Annotated in this window: 18 protein-coding genes and 1 tRNA gene; 10 read left to right on the top strand and 9 right to left on the bottom strand. The window is 61.4% G+C overall.

What is annotated here, in order from left to right:
- The coding region (locus EN879_RS05720) for a GntR family transcriptional regulator (RefSeq protein ID WP_164774323.1) at positions 1–551 on the top strand (551 nt) is incomplete at its 5' end.
- Positions 552–648: 97 nt separating this feature from the next.
- The gene (locus tag EN879_RS05715; protein WP_024502103.1) at positions 649–1245 is read left to right on the top strand and encodes a TMEM175 family protein; all 597 of its coding nucleotides are present in this window, start codon (positions 649–651) and stop codon (positions 1243–1245) included.
- A 28-nt stretch (positions 1246–1273) separates the two neighbouring features.
- Here the strand turns inward: EN879_RS05715 and EN879_RS05710 are convergent, their stop codons facing one another.
- Positions 1274–2035, bottom strand: a complete 762-nt coding sequence (locus EN879_RS05710; protein ID WP_063169710.1) for an SDR family NAD(P)-dependent oxidoreductase — start codon at positions 2033–2035, stop codon at positions 1274–1276.
- A 212-nt stretch (positions 2036–2247) separates the two neighbouring features.
- A complete protein-coding gene (locus EN879_RS05705) occupies positions 2248–3228 on the bottom strand; it encodes a hypothetical protein (RefSeq protein ID WP_127224210.1) in 981 nt (326 codons plus the stop codon).
- Between the two features lie 148 nt (positions 3229–3376).
- Here EN879_RS05705 and EN879_RS05700 point away from each other — a divergent pair, with 148 nt between their 5' ends.
- Positions 3377–3568 carry an Rmf/CrpP family protein gene (locus EN879_RS05700; protein ID WP_063169712.1) on the top strand — a complete coding sequence of 64 codons (192 nt, stop codon included), beginning with the start codon at positions 3377–3379 and terminating at the stop codon, positions 3566–3568.
- Positions 3569–3626: 58 nt separating this feature from the next.
- Here EN879_RS05700 and EN879_RS05695 read toward each other — a convergent pair whose 3' ends face one another.
- From EN879_RS05695 to EN879_RS05685, 3 genes are all read right to left on the bottom strand, one after another.
- Complete coding sequence (locus EN879_RS05695; protein ID WP_127224211.1) at positions 3627–4403, bottom strand: hypothetical protein; 777 nt, start codon at positions 4401–4403, stop codon at positions 3627–3629.
- Between the two features lie 323 nt (positions 4404–4726).
- Positions 4727–4803: transfer RNA gene (locus EN879_RS05690), tRNA-Arg, on the bottom strand.
- 253 nt (positions 4804–5056) lie between these two features.
- On the bottom strand, positions 5057–6559 hold the full coding sequence (locus EN879_RS05685) for a HAMP domain-containing sensor histidine kinase (protein WP_027161119.1): 1503 nt from the start codon (positions 6557–6559) through the stop codon (positions 5057–5059).
- A gap of 278 nt (positions 6560–6837) precedes the next feature.
- Between EN879_RS05685 and rpmH the strand changes: the two genes are divergently transcribed.
- The 4 genes from rpmH to EN879_RS05660 all read left to right on the top strand — a co-directional run bounded on the left by rpmH (position 6838) and on the right by EN879_RS05660 (position 9906).
- Positions 6838–6972, top strand: a complete 135-nt coding sequence (rpmH, locus tag EN879_RS05675) for a 50S ribosomal protein L34 (protein ID WP_008833937.1) — start codon at positions 6838–6840, stop codon at positions 6970–6972.
- Positions 6973–6988: 16 nt separating this feature from the next.
- On the top strand, positions 6989–7342 hold the full coding sequence (gene rnpA / locus EN879_RS05670) for a ribonuclease P protein component (protein WP_013528505.1): 354 nt from the start codon (positions 6989–6991) through the stop codon (positions 7340–7342).
- Positions 7343–7356: 14 nt separating this feature from the next.
- Positions 7357–9168: a membrane protein insertase YidC gene (gene yidC, locus EN879_RS05665; protein WP_063169714.1), complete on the top strand. Its 1812-nt coding sequence runs from the start codon at positions 7357–7359 to the stop codon at positions 9166–9168.
- Between the two features lie 177 nt (positions 9169–9345).
- On the top strand, positions 9346–9906 hold the full coding sequence (locus EN879_RS05660; protein ID WP_063169715.1) for a fasciclin domain-containing protein: 561 nt from the start codon (positions 9346–9348) through the stop codon (positions 9904–9906).
- 189 nt (positions 9907–10095) lie between these two features.
- On the opposite strand, the gene EN879_RS05655 is transcribed toward EN879_RS05660, so the two are convergent.
- From EN879_RS05655 to EN879_RS05645, 3 genes are read right to left on the bottom strand one after another with little or no spacing between them, the layout of a single operon-like run.
- Positions 10096–11637, bottom strand: coding sequence for a DHA2 family efflux MFS transporter permease subunit (locus EN879_RS05655; RefSeq protein WP_063169716.1), 1542 nt, complete (start codon positions 11635–11637; stop codon positions 10096–10098).
- Positions 11634–12926 carry an HlyD family secretion protein gene (locus EN879_RS05650; protein WP_082826616.1) on the bottom strand — a complete coding sequence of 431 codons (1293 nt, stop codon included), beginning with the start codon at positions 12924–12926 and terminating at the stop codon, positions 11634–11636. Before EN879_RS05650 ends, EN879_RS05655 begins: the two co-directional genes overlap by 4 nt.
- Entirely contained in the window at positions 12919–13383 is a 465-nt protein-coding gene (locus EN879_RS05645) for a MarR family winged helix-turn-helix transcriptional regulator (RefSeq protein WP_013528500.1), read from the bottom strand. Before EN879_RS05645 ends, EN879_RS05650 begins: the two co-directional genes overlap by 8 nt.
- Positions 13384–13561: 178 nt before the next feature.
- On the opposite strand from EN879_RS05645, the gene EN879_RS05640 reads away from it, so the two are divergent.
- The 3 genes from EN879_RS05640 (at position 13562) to yihA (ending at position 15295) form a co-directional block, all read left to right on the top strand.
- Positions 13562–13876 carry a hypothetical protein gene (locus tag EN879_RS05640; RefSeq protein ID WP_024502096.1) on the top strand — a complete coding sequence of 105 codons (315 nt, stop codon included), beginning with the start codon at positions 13562–13564 and terminating at the stop codon, positions 13874–13876.
- Positions 13877–14000: 124 nt separating this feature from the next.
- Positions 14001–14639, top strand: coding sequence for a CatB-related O-acetyltransferase (locus EN879_RS05635; protein WP_063170424.1), 639 nt, complete (start codon positions 14001–14003; stop codon positions 14637–14639).
- Positions 14636–15295, top strand: coding sequence for a ribosome biogenesis GTP-binding protein YihA/YsxC (gene yihA, locus EN879_RS05630; RefSeq protein WP_024502094.1), 660 nt, complete (start codon positions 14636–14638; stop codon positions 15293–15295). The genes EN879_RS05635 and yihA overlap by 4 nt, the downstream gene beginning before the upstream one ends.
- A gap of 91 nt (positions 15296–15386) precedes the next feature.
- Here yihA and EN879_RS05625 read toward each other — a convergent pair.
- The coding region (locus EN879_RS05625) for a TetR/AcrR family transcriptional regulator (protein WP_164774322.1) at positions 15387–15930 on the bottom strand (544 nt) is incomplete at its 5' end.

The raw sequence follows: 15930 nt of genomic DNA, 5'->3' as shown, positions 1-15930 counted from the left end.
CCTTAAACCGCCTCGAGCGCGACGGCCTGGTCACCGGCCGGCCGCGCCAGGGCTATGTCGTCACCGAGTTCGACATCAACATGTTCCGCGAGGCCTTCGAGATCCGCGAACTGCTCGACGGCCACGCGACGGCACTGGCCGCCGCTGCTGCGACGGAACAGGACAAGGCGCGGCTGCGTGCCATGCTGGCCGAATGCGAGCGGCTGGCCGCCATTCCGGAGCGCACCACGCGCGAAAAATTCCAGGAGCTCGAAGTCGGCATCGACCTGCACCGCGTCATCGCCGAAATCAGCGGCAATGCGATGCTGCATGGCATGCTGTGCGGCATCCTCGACAAGTGCCAGCACTATGTCTGGACCGAACTGTTGTGGCTCGACGAATGGAAGATCGCCCGCGACGAGCATGCCGAGATCGTCGAGGCGATCTGCGCCGGCGATGCCGCCCGAGCCGGCACGCTGGCCCGCGCCCACGTAAGGGGCTCGCGCGACAATGTGCTGCGCCTGCTGCAGGCGAAATCGGACTACCAGAGTTTTCTGGCCAAGGCGTCCTGAGCGGCGCTGGCGGCGGCGTCAGATGGTCCGAGCGGCCATGGATATTGCTATCGACAGCACTACTATATGTCTCACGAACTGCGACGAGGACGGTCCAGTGCTTCCCTCGACAGGGCTCGATCGGTTGAGCGCATTTTCGGATGGCGTGTTCGCCGTCCTCATCACGGTGCTGGTCCTCGACTTGCGCCCGCCGGAGTTGCCGACGTTCAAGGCGCTTCTGGAGCTCTGGCCGACATGGCTGAGCTACAGCGTCAGCTATCTCTTCATCGCCATCGTCTGGGCGAACCATCATCATCTGTTACGCCACGCCAGGGAGGCGACAGCCAGCCTGATGTGGTACAATTTCGCGCATCTGTTCTCGGTTTCGCTGCTGCCGCTGGCGACCGCGTGGATGGCGGTCAGCGAGCTGGCGCCGCAGCCGGTCGCCTTCTACGCCGCCGTCTTCTTCCTGGTGAACCTGACCTACATTCTTCTGATCCGCGAACTCATCGACCCGATGCCGGAGAACGCGGTTCCGCTCGCGGTGCGCAAGCGCATGCGCATCCGGTCGCTCGCGACGCTCTGCCTATTCGCGCTGGCGGGGCTGGTCGCCCTGAAATATCCAGTCGCGGGCTTGGCGATCTGTTGCTGCTGCTTGGCCGTCTATCTCAGGCCGGAAGCGCCGGGGGCAGGCAAAAGCTCGGGCAAAGGCTGAATTCTCGCACCCGACGCGTTGGACGGCTTCAGCCCTTGCGCTCCTGAAGGCTGTTGCCGCCATCGACCACCAGCAGGGCGCCGTTGACATAGCTGGCGCCTTCCGAGGCCAGGAACACGACCGCGGCGGCCACCTCATCCGGTCGCCCGGCCCGCGCCGGCGGCGTATTCAGGGCGGCTTGCCGCTCCATCTCGCTCGACGACCCTGTTTCGATCCAGCCGGGAGCCACGGCGTTGGCCGTGATGCCGTTTTTCGCCACTTCGAGCGCCAGCGTGCGTGTCAGGCCGACCATGCCGGCCTTGGCGGCGGAATAGGCTGATGTGCCTTCGAAAGACACCAGCGGTCCGGTGACCGACGCCACATTGACGATACGCCCATAGCCCGCTTCGACCATCGCCGGCAGAAACGCCTTGGTGACGAGGAATGCCGTCTTCAGGCTGACGTCGATCCCCTGATCCCAGTCGGCCTCGGTCATGGCGAGAAACGCCTTGTCGACCGATGGCGATGCCAGCGAGCCCATGCCGGCATTGTTGACCAGGATGCCGACCGCGCCGACATCAGCCCGCAACCGCGCGACATCGGCAGCGATGGTGAGATCGGCGACCACGGCCTTGGCGTCGATGCCTTCTGCACGGAGCTCAACGGCGCGATCGAGCACACGCCCACTGGCACCGGTGAGAAAAACGGCATGGCCGGCATGGCCGAGCTGGCGGGCAATGGCGAAGCCGATGCCGTCGGCCGCTCCGGTCCCGGTGATAAGTGCTCGCTTGGTGGTAGTGATGGATGTCAATTCAGGCTCCGTTGGTTCCGCCTGCCGTGCGCGGTCGAACGCCAGCGGTCACAATCGTCGAACCATATAATCCATGGGGTACATAGCGCGCCTATTTTTCCTGTTAAATCGCATGCAGCGCGTCGACGGTATGGAAACCCGAAACACGTTCCATCATGGAAATTCAGTCCGACCAGCTCGCGGCTGTGAAAAAGAAGTAGGGGGAAATAGTCCTAGGTTGTGACAGGCTTCGGCAAGGTGAGCCAAGGTGGACGCTTGAGGTGGACCCGACTGCCGCCGACACTTATCTTGCGATCATACCGGGCTGAGAACTCGGAAATGAGCATGAGCGCCGCGAAGTAGGCTTCCGTCGCATAGCGGATTGTCCATTTCGTACCCAGACCGTACCGTCCTTCCATCATCTCGCGTGAATTGGGGAGCTTCTTTAGGAGGCCGCGGTTGATGCCGGAACAATGCGGAAGCGCGTCGTCGTAAAGGTAAAAAAGGTCGTGGGTTTCACGATACTTTCTGCCTGTCTTTTGAAGAATGAATGCCTTTATCGTCCGTTCGATTGCCATCTGCATCGACCACATTGCAGCGCCCCTTGCGGTATCACTATCAGTAAGCAGACCTATTGCCGCGTTTTGAAGATCAGAAAGAACCCCATCAATCAATTCCGTGATTTCATGATCCGGCGCGGTCACTCCCATCGTGTTCATTCTGATCCTGCGCAAGGCGGTGGCCACCGCCGTCGTCCTCGTTTTCAGTTTTCGGCTTTCCGTCAGGTCTATCTTCGCGAGGTTGGGCGGGTTTACGAGCCAGTCGGTGGGCGTCTCGCCCTGTTCAATGCCAAGGGGGAAATGAAGCCAAACGGTTTCACCAGGTGTCCCCGGCGTGGTGCGTGTTAGTGGAACGCGGATTTCAATCGGGACATGCCGAACAAGCACTACGCCCGACGCAAAACCCTCCCCGCTACTCTGATCAAAAGCACTTCCGTAGGTATCGCGATACCATGTCTCAATATGGTGGAAGATCACCGCAAACCATGGTTTCCCTGCAAAATCCTCCTTCGTGTCGCCCCGAATGTCCAGAATGCTTTCTAGAACGAACTTGATTGAAGCCCTAAGCGGACGTTGCCAAAGTGGGAGCTCCTCCACCTGAAGCTCCAAGTCGATTAGCTGCATATGCTCGGCAATAGCTTCTTCAAGCGTCACTTAGGACCTCCGGTCGTGCGGAACAATTATATGATGGAGAAGGAAGTAACGGACAGGTCGACGCTTTTCCCATAGATGTTCGAAAATTGCGGATTGTTGCCCCGTCGCCGCGTTCCCATGTTCCGGCACTCAAACCGGAGACAATGAAATGCCGAAGTCAACAATCAGTGCCGCCCTTTTACAAGAGCACCTTCACGGTGGCGGGTCGGTCTATGAAGAGGGGCAGAAAGCCTGTCGACGCCACGTCCCGCTGCGCAAATGCCCCTATACGGATAGCGGTCGCCGTGAAAGGTGGATGAAGGGCTGGCACGATGAACAGGCTGAGTTCATGACCAGCTAGGTCGTCCGCATGAGATCTATGAGGTCTGCCGAACTTGAACTGAAGCGCAAGGAGTATTTCAGTCCTCCCGGTTCGCCCATGCGATCATTTCGTCCGTCACTTGAACCGGTCGGGACTGATAGAGCTTTGAGATTGTTACGAACCGATCAAGGACCTTTTGGTCAACATCCGCGTCCACGTCAAAATCTCGTTTGAGCCGTTCTTTGGTTTCCCGCCAGACCTTCAAGGCGTAACCTGCCAAATCCTCCTTGATCGAAATCTTGAAGGGGTCTTTGATGTCTTCAGGTATCTCGCGAAACTGCGCCCAGCGCCGATTGTAGCCTTCATTGTCACGGACGGGACTTCCAAACTCCTGCTCGATCCTTTGCCTTGCAGCCTCTTTTCCTTTATTCGTAGCGGCTCTTAGTTTCCTGATTTCGGGCATCGTCATGTCGAAAAGGAAAGTGTCATCCATTTCCTTTTTGATGTCCGAAAAATCGACCTTCTGTCCAAGGGTGTTGTGCTGCGTGACAAGATCATCATAGAGCTTCCAATGATCATTCCACTTTCCTGCAACCCCGATACGCCCCGCCTTCACCTTTCCAAGTATAACTTCCCGCGTGTAGATCGAAACGATATCGCGCAAGCGTTCAATGAGGTCAGCGGCTTCTTTCTGCTTGTCCTCCCAAAGCTCCGCTTCAAAGCCCAGCCCTTTGAAGCGTTTGAAGCGCGAAACGTTGGCGTAGAGAAAGCTGAGAAAGCCAAGGCCAAAGACTGCGGCGGCTTCTGTCACTTTTTCCTGATAGATCAATGTCAGGCTCGCGCCGAGCAGGGCCAAGCCGACGATCACAAACAAGACCCGTTCCCAATTCGTAACGAACCACTTCCCAAAGGGTTTAAGCATTGCCTTGATTGATCCCCGCGCCTTCTTGCATAGATGGCGGGAAGATCGGCAATGCGCAACTGCTACCCGTTCCGTGAGGCTGCCCGAGAATGGCTTCCTCACGGTTTGTCACCCTCGATGAGAGTAGGACAGCCAGTGAACCGCATATGAATTAGTGGGAGTATCCGTGGGGCTTTGAGCCCCATTCCGGGATTTTTACGGCTTTTTGTTCCCCTCTAGGCTGTTGAAGGCAACATAGAAAAGGTCGGAAATCCCAACGGTCTCATATAATTGTTTGGCGCGCCCGAAGAGATTCGAACTCCTGACCCCCAGATTCGTAGTCTGGTGCTCTATCCAGCTGAGCTACGGGCGCGCAACAGGCCATGCTTTCCATGACCCCGCAATCCGATCGTAAACGACCGGTCGCGACGAGACGTGTTCCCTAGCGACTGAATTTCGGAAAAGCAAGCCGATCCGGCAAAAGTTTTGTCACAAGTGCCTTGGTTGGTGATGAAGGCTGGGATTCCGGCAGATGGCAACGGTCCGAAGTTGAGCCGGTTCCTGCTCATTGGAAGAAGCATCGGGCCAGAGGACAAGAGGGCCGGGCGACCCGGCGCTCTAAACCGTCACGCCGGGCGGCGCAGGCCGTTGCGGGCCTGGTCGAGCCGGACCGGCTGGTCGGGGATGGTGACGGCGAATGTGGTGCGCCCGCCAATGCTCTCGACCAGCTCGACCGTGCCGCCATGCGCGCGGATCAGTTCGTGCGCGATCGCCAGGCCAAGGCCGGTGCCGCCGCTGCGCGCCGAGCCGCGAAAGGCCGCGAACAGGTTTTCCCGCGCCTTGGGCGGCAGGCCGGGGCCGGTGTCGCTGACGGCGATGCGGCTGACGCTGCCCAGGCGCACGGCCGACACCGCCAGGCGGCGCACCAGGGCGCTTTCACTGTCGGTCGCCATCGCTTGCACGGAATTCCGGCACAGATTGGTCAGCACCCTGAACAACTGGTCGGAATCGGCATCGACCTCGAAGGCCGGCTCGACCGAATTGACGAACTCGATGCCTTGCTCAATGTCCAGCAGGCCGTGCACGTCCTCGACCAGTTGCCGCAGCCTCAGGCGTCGGCGCGCCGGCGGCGGCTCCTGCGTGCGGCCGTAGTGAAGCACGCCTTCGGAATAAGACACGGCGCGGTCGAGCGCGCGCAGCAGTTTCGGCGCGAAGGCCTGCACCGTCGGATCCTTGACCTGACGCAAGCGGTCCGACATCAGCTGCGCCGAAGCCAGGATGTTGCGCATGTCATGGTTGATCTTGGAAACCGCCAGGCCGAGATCGGCAAGATGCTTCTGCTCGGAGAGCATTTTTTGCAGCCGTTCCTGCATCTGCGACAGCTCGCGCTCGGCAACGCCGATCTCGTCGGCGCGGGCAGCCGGATGGATGATCCGCCCGGGATCGTCGGGCGCCTCGGAGAAGGACAGCATCGAGCGCGTCATCGTCCGGATCGGCCCGATCATGATCAGGTCGATGGCGGCGTAGACCAGCATGGCGGTGAACAGCGAGATCAGCAGCGAGACGAAGGCGACGTTGCGCGAATAGCGCAGCATCGCGTTGCGCAGGCTGTTGTCGGGCATGATCAGCTCGAACTCCTTGTCGGATTCGCCGACCGGACCGAAGACGCGCAGCATACGGTCGCCGCCGAAAAACAACGTGTCGAGCGCACCGGTCATGCCCTTGATCATGCCGATCGAGGCGATATCGATGTGTTCGTCGACCTTCGGCGGCATTTCGGCCACCACCAGCAGCCGCGAGACGCCTCCGTCGCGCACCGCGATCGCCTTGGCGCCGATCGCCATCAGCACGTCGTTCTGCGCCGTGCGCGACAGCGAGGTGGGTTCACCCTGCACCAGCACGATCGACACCGCCGCCGCCGTGCTCAGCCGCTCCTTCAGCCAGTTCAGCCGGTAGCTGGCGATCCAGGGCAGGAAGATCAGCACTTCGGCCAGCAGCACGAAGACGATGGTCAGCAGCAGCAGCTTGGTCGACAGGCCGCGCGACAGCGGCACCGTGCGCACGCTGGCCGGCGCCTCGGTGGACCCCGCCGTGCCGATCCCTTCCTGTGCCTGTATGGTTTCGCTCATGCGGCTAATGTCTTCACGATCACTTGATCAACGCAGATTAGGCGATTACGGCTTTTTTGCCAATTTCATCCTTGGTCGCAAACATAAACCGGCCTGAATGGCGAAGCTTTCGGCCCGACGACTCCGGATTGACTTCCAAAAGCCTTCTTTCTATAAGCCCGCACACGCTCGGGCCATTCGTCCCGGCGCGGTTTCGATCGCGCCAAAGCCGGCTCGGCAAAGCTCCTGTTACACAGTGACAGAATCAAGAAGGGCCGCACCCCGCGGTATTAAAACAAATGAAGCGTACCTACCAACCGTCCAAACTCGTCCGCAAACGTCGGCACGGCTTTCGTGCCCGCATGGCCACCAAGGGTGGTCGCGGCGTCGTCGCAGCTCGCCGCAACCGCGGTCGCAAGCGGCTCAGCGCCTGAACGGAAGACGAGATCGTTGCCCGCATCCGGCAAGCCAGTGGGACCAAATCCCAAGCGGCTTCTGAAGCGCGCGGAATTCCTGGCTGTCCGTCGTGGTGAAAAACGACGCGGGCGGCTTTTTCTCGTCGAAGTTCTCGACCGCGGCGACGGCCTGTCGCCGCGCGTCGGCTACACCGTCACCAAGAAGGTCGGCAATGCGGTTGTCCGCAACCGCGTCCGGCGGCGGCTGCGAGAAGCCGTCCGTACGCACGCCGCAAGTGACATGGCGCCTGGCAATGACTATGTCATCGTCGGGCGCGAAGACGTGCTTACCACTCCGTTCGGCCAGTTGAAGGCCGAACTCTCCCGCCGACTGCGCGGAACACGATAGGCCAAGGGCTTTCGATGGAAAACAACCGGAACTTCTTCATCACCATCGCGCTGTCGGTGCTGATCCTGGCGGTATGGCAATATTTTTATGTGTTGCCGCGCAGCGAAGCGCAGCGCGAGGCCGCCCGCGTCGAACAGCAGCGCGTCGAGGAGCAGAAGAAGGCCGCCGGCACCAATCCCGGTACCGACACCGGAACGCCCGCCGCCCCTGGCGCCATTCCCAACGCACCCGGCACCGATGCCGTCACGCCGGCCGGCCGCGAACAGGCGCTCGCCACGACGACCCGCGCGAAGATCGACACGCCGAGCCTTGAGGGTTCGATCAACCTGACCGGTGCCCGTCTCGACGACCTCAAGCTCAAGCACTACACCGAGACGGTCGACAAGAACTCGCCCGAGATCAGCCTGCTCAACCCGGCGGCACTGCCCAATGGCTACTATGCCGAGATCGGCTTCGTCGGCAACGACAAGACCGGCGCGGTGCCCGGTCCCGAAACAGTGTGGGCTATCGACGGCAATGCGACACTGACGCCGACGACCCCGGTCACGCTGACCTATTCGAACGACAAGGGCCTGACCTTCAAGCGCACCTTTTCCGTCGACACCAACTACATGTTCACGGTGTCCGACACGGTGCAGAATGCCGGCACGGCCGCCGTCTCGCTGTCCAATTACGGCCGCGTCACCCGCTTCGACAAGCCGCTCGTTGCCAGCACCTATGTGCTGCATGAGGGCCTGATCGGCTTCACCGGCACGGAAGGCCTGCAGGAACACAAATACGCGTCCATCGAGAAGGACAAGCAGTTCACGCCGGGCAAGTCGACCGACGGCTGGCTCGGCATCACCGACAAATACTGGGCGGTGACGCTGGTGCCGACCGAGAAGCAGCCGTTCCAGCCGCGCTATGCCTATTTCGAGGACGGCCGCCATCGCTACCAGTCCGACTTCCTCACCGACCCGATCACCGTCGATGCCGGCCAGTCGGCGACGGTGGAGAGCGAGATCTTCGCGGGCGCCAAGGAAGTCGGCAAGATCAACGCCTATGCGGAAGACCGTCATATCAAGCGGTTCGACCTTTTGATCGACTGGGGCTGGTTCCACTTCATCACCAAGCCGATGTTCTGGCTGATCGACACGCTCTACAAATTCTTCGGCAATTTCGGCCTGGCCATTCTCGCCACCACCGTCATCGTCAAGGCCATCTTCTATCCGCTCGCCAACAAGTCGTACGCGTCGATGGCGAACATGAAGAAGGTGCAGCCGAAAATGCTCGAGATCCGCGAGAAATACGCGGACGACAAGATGAAGCAGCAGCAGGCGATGATGGAGCTGTACAAGACCGAGAAGATCAACCCGCTTGCCGGCTGCTGGCCGGTGGCACTGCAGATCCCGGTCTTCTTCTCGCTCTACAAGGTGCTCTACATCACCATCGAAATGCGGCACGCGCCGTTCTTCGGCTGGATCCAGGATCTGGCCGCGCCCGATCCGACGTCGCTGTTCAACCTGTTCGGCCTGATCCCGGTCACCCTGCCGCACATGCTGATGATCGGCGTCTGGCCGCTGATCATGGGCGTCACCATGTTCCTGCAGATGCGCATGAACCCGACGCCGCCGGATCCGACGCAGGCTGCGATCTTCACCTGGATGCCTGTCATCTTCACCTTCATGATGGCGGGTTTCCCGGCCGGCCTGGTCATCTACTGGGCCTGGAACAACACGCTGTCGATCCTCCAGCAGGGCATCATCATGAAGCGCCAGGGTGCCAAGATCGAGCTGTGGGACAATCTGGTCGCGCTGTTCCGAAAGAAACCATCACCGGCCGAATAGAAGGCGCAGCGCTTTCTCCAGCCTTCAAAGCCCCGCCTCGCGCGGGGCTTTTCGTTTAAGCAGCTCCGGCATCACGTTCCCGTGATCGGCGAAACTTGCGCCCCCTCGGCGGCGTGACTGCCTGTGCGTTTCCAAAGGCTATCAATTCCGATCAGCCCTCACACGGAGGAAGACCACATGCGCTTGCCGTCATTCAGGATCATCGCCCTTTCCGCACTCGTCGCCGGCGTGGCGATTGCCGCGCCCGCCTATGCCAAGAACCCGAATGTCGGCGGCGCGCCGATGTACACAACCAAGAACATCGTCGAGAACGCCGTCAATTCGAAGGACCACACGACGCTGGTCGCCGCGGTCAAGGCCGCCGGCCTGGTCGACACGCTGCAGGGCGCTGGCCCGTTCACAGTCTTTGCCCCGACCAACGCGGCGTTTGCGAAACTGCCCAAGGGCACCGTCGACACGCTGCTGAAGCCGGAGAACAAGGGCAAGCTCACCAAGGTGCTGACCGCGCATGTCGTGGCCGGCAAGATTTCGGGCGCCGAGATGATGAAGAAGGCCAAGGCGATGGGCGGCAAATACGAGATGAAGACCGTCTCCGGTGACACGCTGACCGCCGAAGTCAAGAAGGGCAAGCTCTACATCATGGATGAGTCAGGCGGCGAGGCGCGAGTGACGATCGCCGACGTCAACCAGTCGAACGGCGTCATCCATGTCGTCAACAAGGTGCTGTTGCCGAAGTAACGAACGGCTTCCGGCAAAGGGGATCAAGACAGGTCCGTTGGGGCTTTCTCGGGCCTGCCATCCCCGCCTCATGACGAGGTGCCATGTTTCTTGGGAAGTCGTATCGGCATTGGCCGGGGTCCTGTCCCTCACAGGACCCCGGTTTCTTTTTGGCTGTTGCCTGTGCAGCCGGATAAGTTTCGAGCGTCGTCACTCCATCACGGCGCTGTGGTCGATCTTGGCCGGAGTCGCCGGCTTGCGCAGCAACAGAACCAGCGGAATGGCGGCAAGCGACAGGATCATCATCAGCTTGAAGTCGTTCATATAGCTGATGATCGTGGCCTGCAGCGTGACCACGCCGTCGAGCGCGGCGCGGCCCGCGGCGCTGTAGGGATCCATTGCCTGGAAGATCGCCGGATTGCTGAACGCCTGGTTGTAGGGCGTCACATAGGTGGCGATATTGGCGTGGTTGACCTGCACGTTCTGCGTCAACAGCGCGGTGACCACCGATATGCCGACGCTGGAGCCGATGTTTCGGGACAGATTGTACAGTCCGGTGCCTTCCGCGCGCCGCTCCGGCGCCAGCGTGGCGAAGGTGATGGTGGTCAGCGGCACGAACAGGAAACCCAGGCCCGCGCCCTGGATGAAGCCGGTGCTGATGATCGTCCATTGCGAGACATCAGGGGTCCAGCCGGTCATGTCGTACATCGCCCAGGCGGTGACCAGCAGGCCGGTTAGAAGCAGCCAGCGCGTGTCCACCTTGCCGATCAGCCTGCCGACCAGGAACATGCAAGCCATGGTGCCGAGACCGCGCGGCCCCATGACGATGCCGGCCGTCACCACCGGATAGCCCATCAGGGTCTGCAGATAGGGCGTCATCAGGGCCAGCGAGGCCAGATAGGTGATGCCGATGATGAAGATGAAGATCATGCCGACGGCGAAATTCCTGTCGAGGAACAGCCGCGGGTTCACGAAGGTGTTTTTGGCGGTGAAGGTGTGGACGAGGAAGATGTAGAAGGCCGACGCGCAGATCAGCGCCTCGACGATGATCTCGGACGACGAGAACCAGTTGAGCTGCTCGCCGCGATCGAGGAACATCTGCAGCGACGCGATGGTGACGCTGAGCATGCCGAAGCCCAGCCAGTCCAGCCTGGCCTTGAGGTCCGTCTTGGTTTCCTGGACGAACATCGAGACGCCGGCGAAAGCCAGCGCGCCGATCGGTACGTTGATGTAGAACACCCAGCGCCAGCTGACATTCTCGGTCAGCCAGCCGCCGATGACCGGCCCGAGCACCGGCCCGACCATCACCGAAACGCCGAACAGCGCCATCGCCGAGCCGCGCTCCTCGACGCTGTAGATGTCGAGCAGGATGCTCTGCGCCAGCGGCACCAGGGCTGCGCCGAACAGGCCTTGCAGCAGGCGGAAGCCGACGATCTGCGGCAGCGACTGCGCGAAGCCGCACAGCACCGACGCGACGACGAAGCCGGTGATCGAGATCAGCAGGATGCGCTTGCGGCCGAAGCGATTGGCAAGATAGCCCGAAGGCGGCGTCATGACGGCTGCCGCGACGATGTAGGACGTCAGCACCCAGTTTATCTGGTCGGCGCTGGCCGAAACGCTGCCCTGGATATAGGGCAGCGCCACATTGGCGATGGTGGTGTCCAGCGCCTGCATGATCACGGCCAGGATCACGCAGGCGGTGATGGCGCCGCGATTGGCGACCACGCCACCTGTCGCGGACGCGCCGGTCATGACTTTTGTCCGAACCGACCGAGGAGGTCCGTCACGAAGTCCGGCAGGCCGCGCGCATGGCCGGTATCGATGCCGACCACGACGCTCATCCCGCCGCGCAGCGGCGGCTTGCCCTGGAGATCGTCCACCGTCACGCGCATCGGAATGCGTTGCACGACCTTGACCCAGTTGCCGGTGGTGTTCTGCGCCGGAAGCAGCGAGAAGCTCGACGACGACGCCGGGCTGATCGAGGCGACCCTGCCGTGCCAGACGGCACCGGGATAGCTGTCGACGCTGATCGTCGCCGTCTGTCCCGGCCGCACATAGGTCAGTTCGGTTTCCTTAGGCTCCGCCGCGATCCACAGATCGGTCGCCGAAATCAGGCTGAACGCCGGCTGCGAAGCCGGCAGGTACTTGCCGACCTGAAGCGCGTCGACATTGGTGACGATGCCGTCGAATGGCGCCTTGACGATGGAATCGGCAAGGTTGCGCTGGGCGTCGTCCACCGCCGACTGCGCCTGGAGATAGAACGGGTTCTTCTCCACCGGCTGGCTGGCGTCGCCGCCGAGCTGGGCAAGCGTCGCCTGTGCCTGCGCTTGGGCAACGGACACTTTCTGGCGGGCGGCGACGAGGTCGTGCTGGGCGCTGTCGAAGGTCGCCTTCGAGGAGGTGGAGGTCTTGAGCAGATCCTGCTGGCGTTGGAAAGCGGCCTCGTAATAGGGGATGTCGGCCTGCGCCTGCTCGATCAGCGCCTGCGACTGCTGGTAGCTCGCCTGCAAGGTCAGCACCTGGTTGCGCACTGTGCCGAGCTGTGCCTGGGCGGCGGCAAGAGCGGTTTCGAAAGAGGCCGACCGCAACCGGAAAAGCACCTGGTCCTTCTTCACCGCCTCGTTCTCGTGCACGTCGATCTCGGACACAGTGCCGGAGACATCGGTGGAAACGCCGAGCGACTGCGCCTGGATGTAGGCATTGTCGGTCGTCATGACCTGGCCGCCGATGACGTAGTAATAGCCGCCGACGACCAGCGCGAACGGAAGCAGGGCAAACAGGATCGGCCGTGCCCGGCCGCGCTTGGGCTTGACCGGCGCCGGAGGCGCCACCGCAACCCCGGCCTGGCGTGGCTCCTTGGACGGAGCCTCGAGCGCCGCCGGCTCCAGGGCGACCGGTGATTCGAGCTCGTCATTGTCGATGACGGTGCTGGCTCGCCTTTGCTCGCGTTCGCTGTCCAGCCGGATGACCTGGTCGCGCGCCCGGTCGGCGGCGGATCCGTCTTCTTCGACAGGCTTCTTTGGTGAGGTTGATTCAGCCATGTGTTTTCTCCCGGTCGGCGGCAGGCTGGGCGCAAGCCGCGAGCAGATTGGATTTGATGAGGGATAGGGTTTGCAGCAGATGCAGTTGCGCATCCGCGGAAAGGCCGACAAAGGCCTCGTCACGCGTCTTCCGCCCATTGCCGCGCATGATTTCGATCAGCGGATGGGCTTGCGGCTTCAGGTACAGCAGCCATGCCCGGCGGTCAGCGGGATCGGGCCGGCGCTCGATGAAGCCGCTTGCTTCCATCTTGTCGAGCAGCCGGGCGAGCGTGATCGGCGTGATCTCGATCAGGTCCGCCAGTTTGTTCTGGTGGATGCCTTCATGCAGGCTGAGATAGGCCAGCACCTGCCACTGGGCGCGGGTCAGCCCCGATGCCCGCGACCTCTGCTCGAACCGCTTTCGAAGCAGGCGCGCGACATCGTGCAGCACGAAGCTGATGTTGGGTGACGATGGCATGGGAGGTACTGGAGTTTTTCGGCGCGACTGTTAGTGAGCATGCTTATTATCATCATGCACATAATCTTGCTGGACGCGGTGCGCAAGACGGACTAAGCCCGCCTGGAAAAAATGACGCATGGGCTGCGACCCACCCAAAGGCTCAGGTAGCGGGCTGTTGCCGGGCAAGGATACGACGATGAATTGGCTGAAGATCGCGACCGTGGCGGCCATTGCAGGATGGCCGGGCATTGCGCTCGCAAAGGGCGCCGTCAGTTGCGGCGGCGCCGCCATGCTGGGTGGCGCGCAATTGAACTGCAGCCACGTCGAACCCCAGGCGCCGCCTCAGTTTTGCACCTATAGCTGGGCTCTCCACATGCCGGCCGGCGACCAGAAAATCGTCGAAGGCAGCTTCATGCTGCCGCCCGGCGCCACGAATGTCACCGTCTATCAGGGCAGCGGTTTCGACAGTGCGCTGTCCGATCCGATCGTGATTTGCCGCGGCAGCAAATGAGCAAGGCCGTCAAGGAAAGCTCGCTCGTCACCCGATTGGTGCTATAGGGCGGACCACGCTATTTTGAACGGGCGCATTCGAGTTTCGGATGCACCTGGCGGCCATTTCTCTGACGGATTTCGACATGGACGGACCCAACCCAGACATCAAGCACCCGATCCCGATGCATACCCGCGTCGGCTTCCTCAAGGGACTGGTGAACGCGCCAAACATCGAGATCGGCGACTTCACCTATTATGACGACCCCGACGGGCCGGACAAATTCGCCGAGAAATGCGTCCTGCATCACTATCCGTTCATAGGCGACAAGCTGATCATCGGCAGGTTCTGCGCCATCGCCGAGGGCGCGCGCTTCATCATGAACGGCGCCAACCACGCCATGTCCGGCTTTTCGACCTATCCGTTCAATATTTTCGGCCATGGCTGGGAAAAGGGTTTTAACCCGGCGACCTGGTCGAAGGAGGTGCGCGGCGACACCATCGTCGGCAACGACGTCTGGATCGGGATGGAGGCGGTGATCCTGCCCGGGGTGGAAATCGGCCACGGCGCCATCGTCGCTGCGAAATCGGTGGTGACGCACGACGTGCCGCCCTATGCGATCGTCGCCGGCAACGCGGCCAAGGTGGTAAAGATGCGTTTCGACGACCGGACAATCAGGCGGCTGCTGGCGGTGGCGTGGTGGGACTGGCCGGTAGACAAGGTCAGCCGCAACCTCGATGCTATCCGGGGTGTCAATATTTCTCTTCTGGAGGCAGCAGCTTGAACGCTCTGAACAGCAGCATAATCGGCACCGAACTGTTTACGCGAGGGTGGATCTTCATCCGCGGCGTGCCGGCGATGAAGTTCCTGCCACCGGAAGGGCCGCCGGAAATCGCCTTTGCCGGCCGCTCGAATGTCGGCAAGTCGTCGCTGATCAATGCGCTGGTCAACCAGAAGGGGCTGGCGCGCACTTCCAACACGCCGGGGCGCACGCAGGAGCTCAACTATTTCGTGCCGGATGGATTTTCGGGCGAGGGCGCCGACCTGCCACCCTTGGCGCTGGTCGACATGCCCGGCTACGGCTACGCCACCGCGCCCAAGGAGAAGGTCGACGAGTGGACCAAGCTGGTCTTCGATTACCTCAAGGGCCGGGTCACGCTGAAACGCGTCTATGTGCTGATCGACGCCCGTCATGGCATCAAGGCCAAGGACGACGAAGTGCTGTCGCTGCTCGACAAGGCGGCGGTGTCCTATCAGATCGTGCTGACCAAGACCGACAAGATCAAGACTGCCGGCGTGCCGAGGCTGATCGAGGAGACGCTGGCAAAGATCAAGAAGCGGCCGGCGGCGTTCCCGTTCGTGCTGGCCACCTCTTCTGAAAAGGCCGAGGGCCTTCAGGAATTGCAGGCAGCCATCGTGCTTGCCGCCAATGGCGGCTAAAGCATCCGCACCTTAGAGCAATTCTAGGAAAAGTGTGAAGCGGTTTTCCGTCCAGAATTGCGTCTAAACAAAGAGTTAGAGCATGGTCTGGCTAGGGCTTGGCCTCGATAGCAATCGTCTGATGGCCTTCTTCCGCCACAAGCCTTTCGGTGCCGTAGGCCTTCAGGAACATGCTGACGCCTGACCTGACGATGTGGTCGATCTCGTCCTGGGTCGGGGCCTTGGTGCGGTAGGCGAAGATGCACTGGCGGAACAGACCGGCCAGGCACAGTTCGGTGAACTGATAGGCGGCAAGATCGACATCGTCGATGCGCAGCAGGTCGCGCTCGATGGCGGCATTGAGAAAGGCCGCGACCTTGTCGTGGCCACGCTTGGGACCGCGCTCGTAAAAACGCGCGCCCATGTCGGGGATCCGGTCTGATGCCCCGATCACCGTGCGCTGCGCTTGGACGACCTTGGCCGACGTGATCTTGAGAGCCAGCACCTTGCCGAACTTCACCAGCGTCTCGCGCAGGTTGTCGGCATTGTCCAGCACGTCATACATGTTCTTGAAGATGGTGCCGCGCTCTTCCTCGATCAGCGCCTCGAACAGCTCTTCCTTGTTGGCGAAGTAGACGTAGATCGTACCCTTGGAG

Origin of the sequence: Mesorhizobium sp. M7A.F.Ca.AU.002.02.1.1 (genome assembly GCF_003998535.1) — a bacterium.
Classification (GTDB): Bacteria; Pseudomonadota; Alphaproteobacteria; order Rhizobiales; family Rhizobiaceae; genus Mesorhizobium; species Mesorhizobium ciceri.
The sequence above is the reverse complement of the archived record's forward strand: the minus strand, read 5'-3'. Positions and strand labels throughout refer to the sequence as shown.

Coding starts and splice junctions, on each gene's coding strand:
- EN879_RS05700 (WP_063169712.1), top strand. CDS start 3,377: ATGCCGAAGTCAACAATCAGTGCCGCCCTTTTACAAGAGCACCTTCAC.
- EN879_RS05685 (WP_027161119.1), bottom strand. CDS start 6,559: ATGAGCGAAACCATACAGGCACAGGAAGGGATCGGCACGGCGGGGTCC.
- rpmH (WP_008833937.1), top strand. CDS start 6,838: ATGAAGCGTACCTACCAACCGTCCAAACTCGTCCGCAAACGTCGGCAC.
- yidC (WP_063169714.1), top strand. CDS start 7,357: ATGGAAAACAACCGGAACTTCTTCATCACCATCGCGCTGTCGGTGCTG.
- EN879_RS05660 (WP_063169715.1), top strand. CDS start 9,346: ATGCGCTTGCCGTCATTCAGGATCATCGCCCTTTCCGCACTCGTCGCC.
- EN879_RS05655 (WP_063169716.1), bottom strand. CDS start 11,637: ATGACCGGCGCGTCCGCGACAGGTGGCGTGGTCGCCAATCGCGGCGCC.
- EN879_RS05650 (WP_082826616.1), bottom strand. CDS start 12,926: ATGGCTGAATCAACCTCACCAAAGAAGCCTGTCGAAGAAGACGGATCC.
- EN879_RS05645 (WP_013528500.1), bottom strand. CDS start 13,383: ATGCCATCGTCACCCAACATCAGCTTCGTGCTGCACGATGTCGCGCGC.
- EN879_RS05640 (WP_024502096.1), top strand. CDS start 13,562: ATGAATTGGCTGAAGATCGCGACCGTGGCGGCCATTGCAGGATGGCCG.
- EN879_RS05635 (WP_063170424.1), top strand. CDS start 14,001: ATGGACGGACCCAACCCAGACATCAAGCACCCGATCCCGATGCATACC.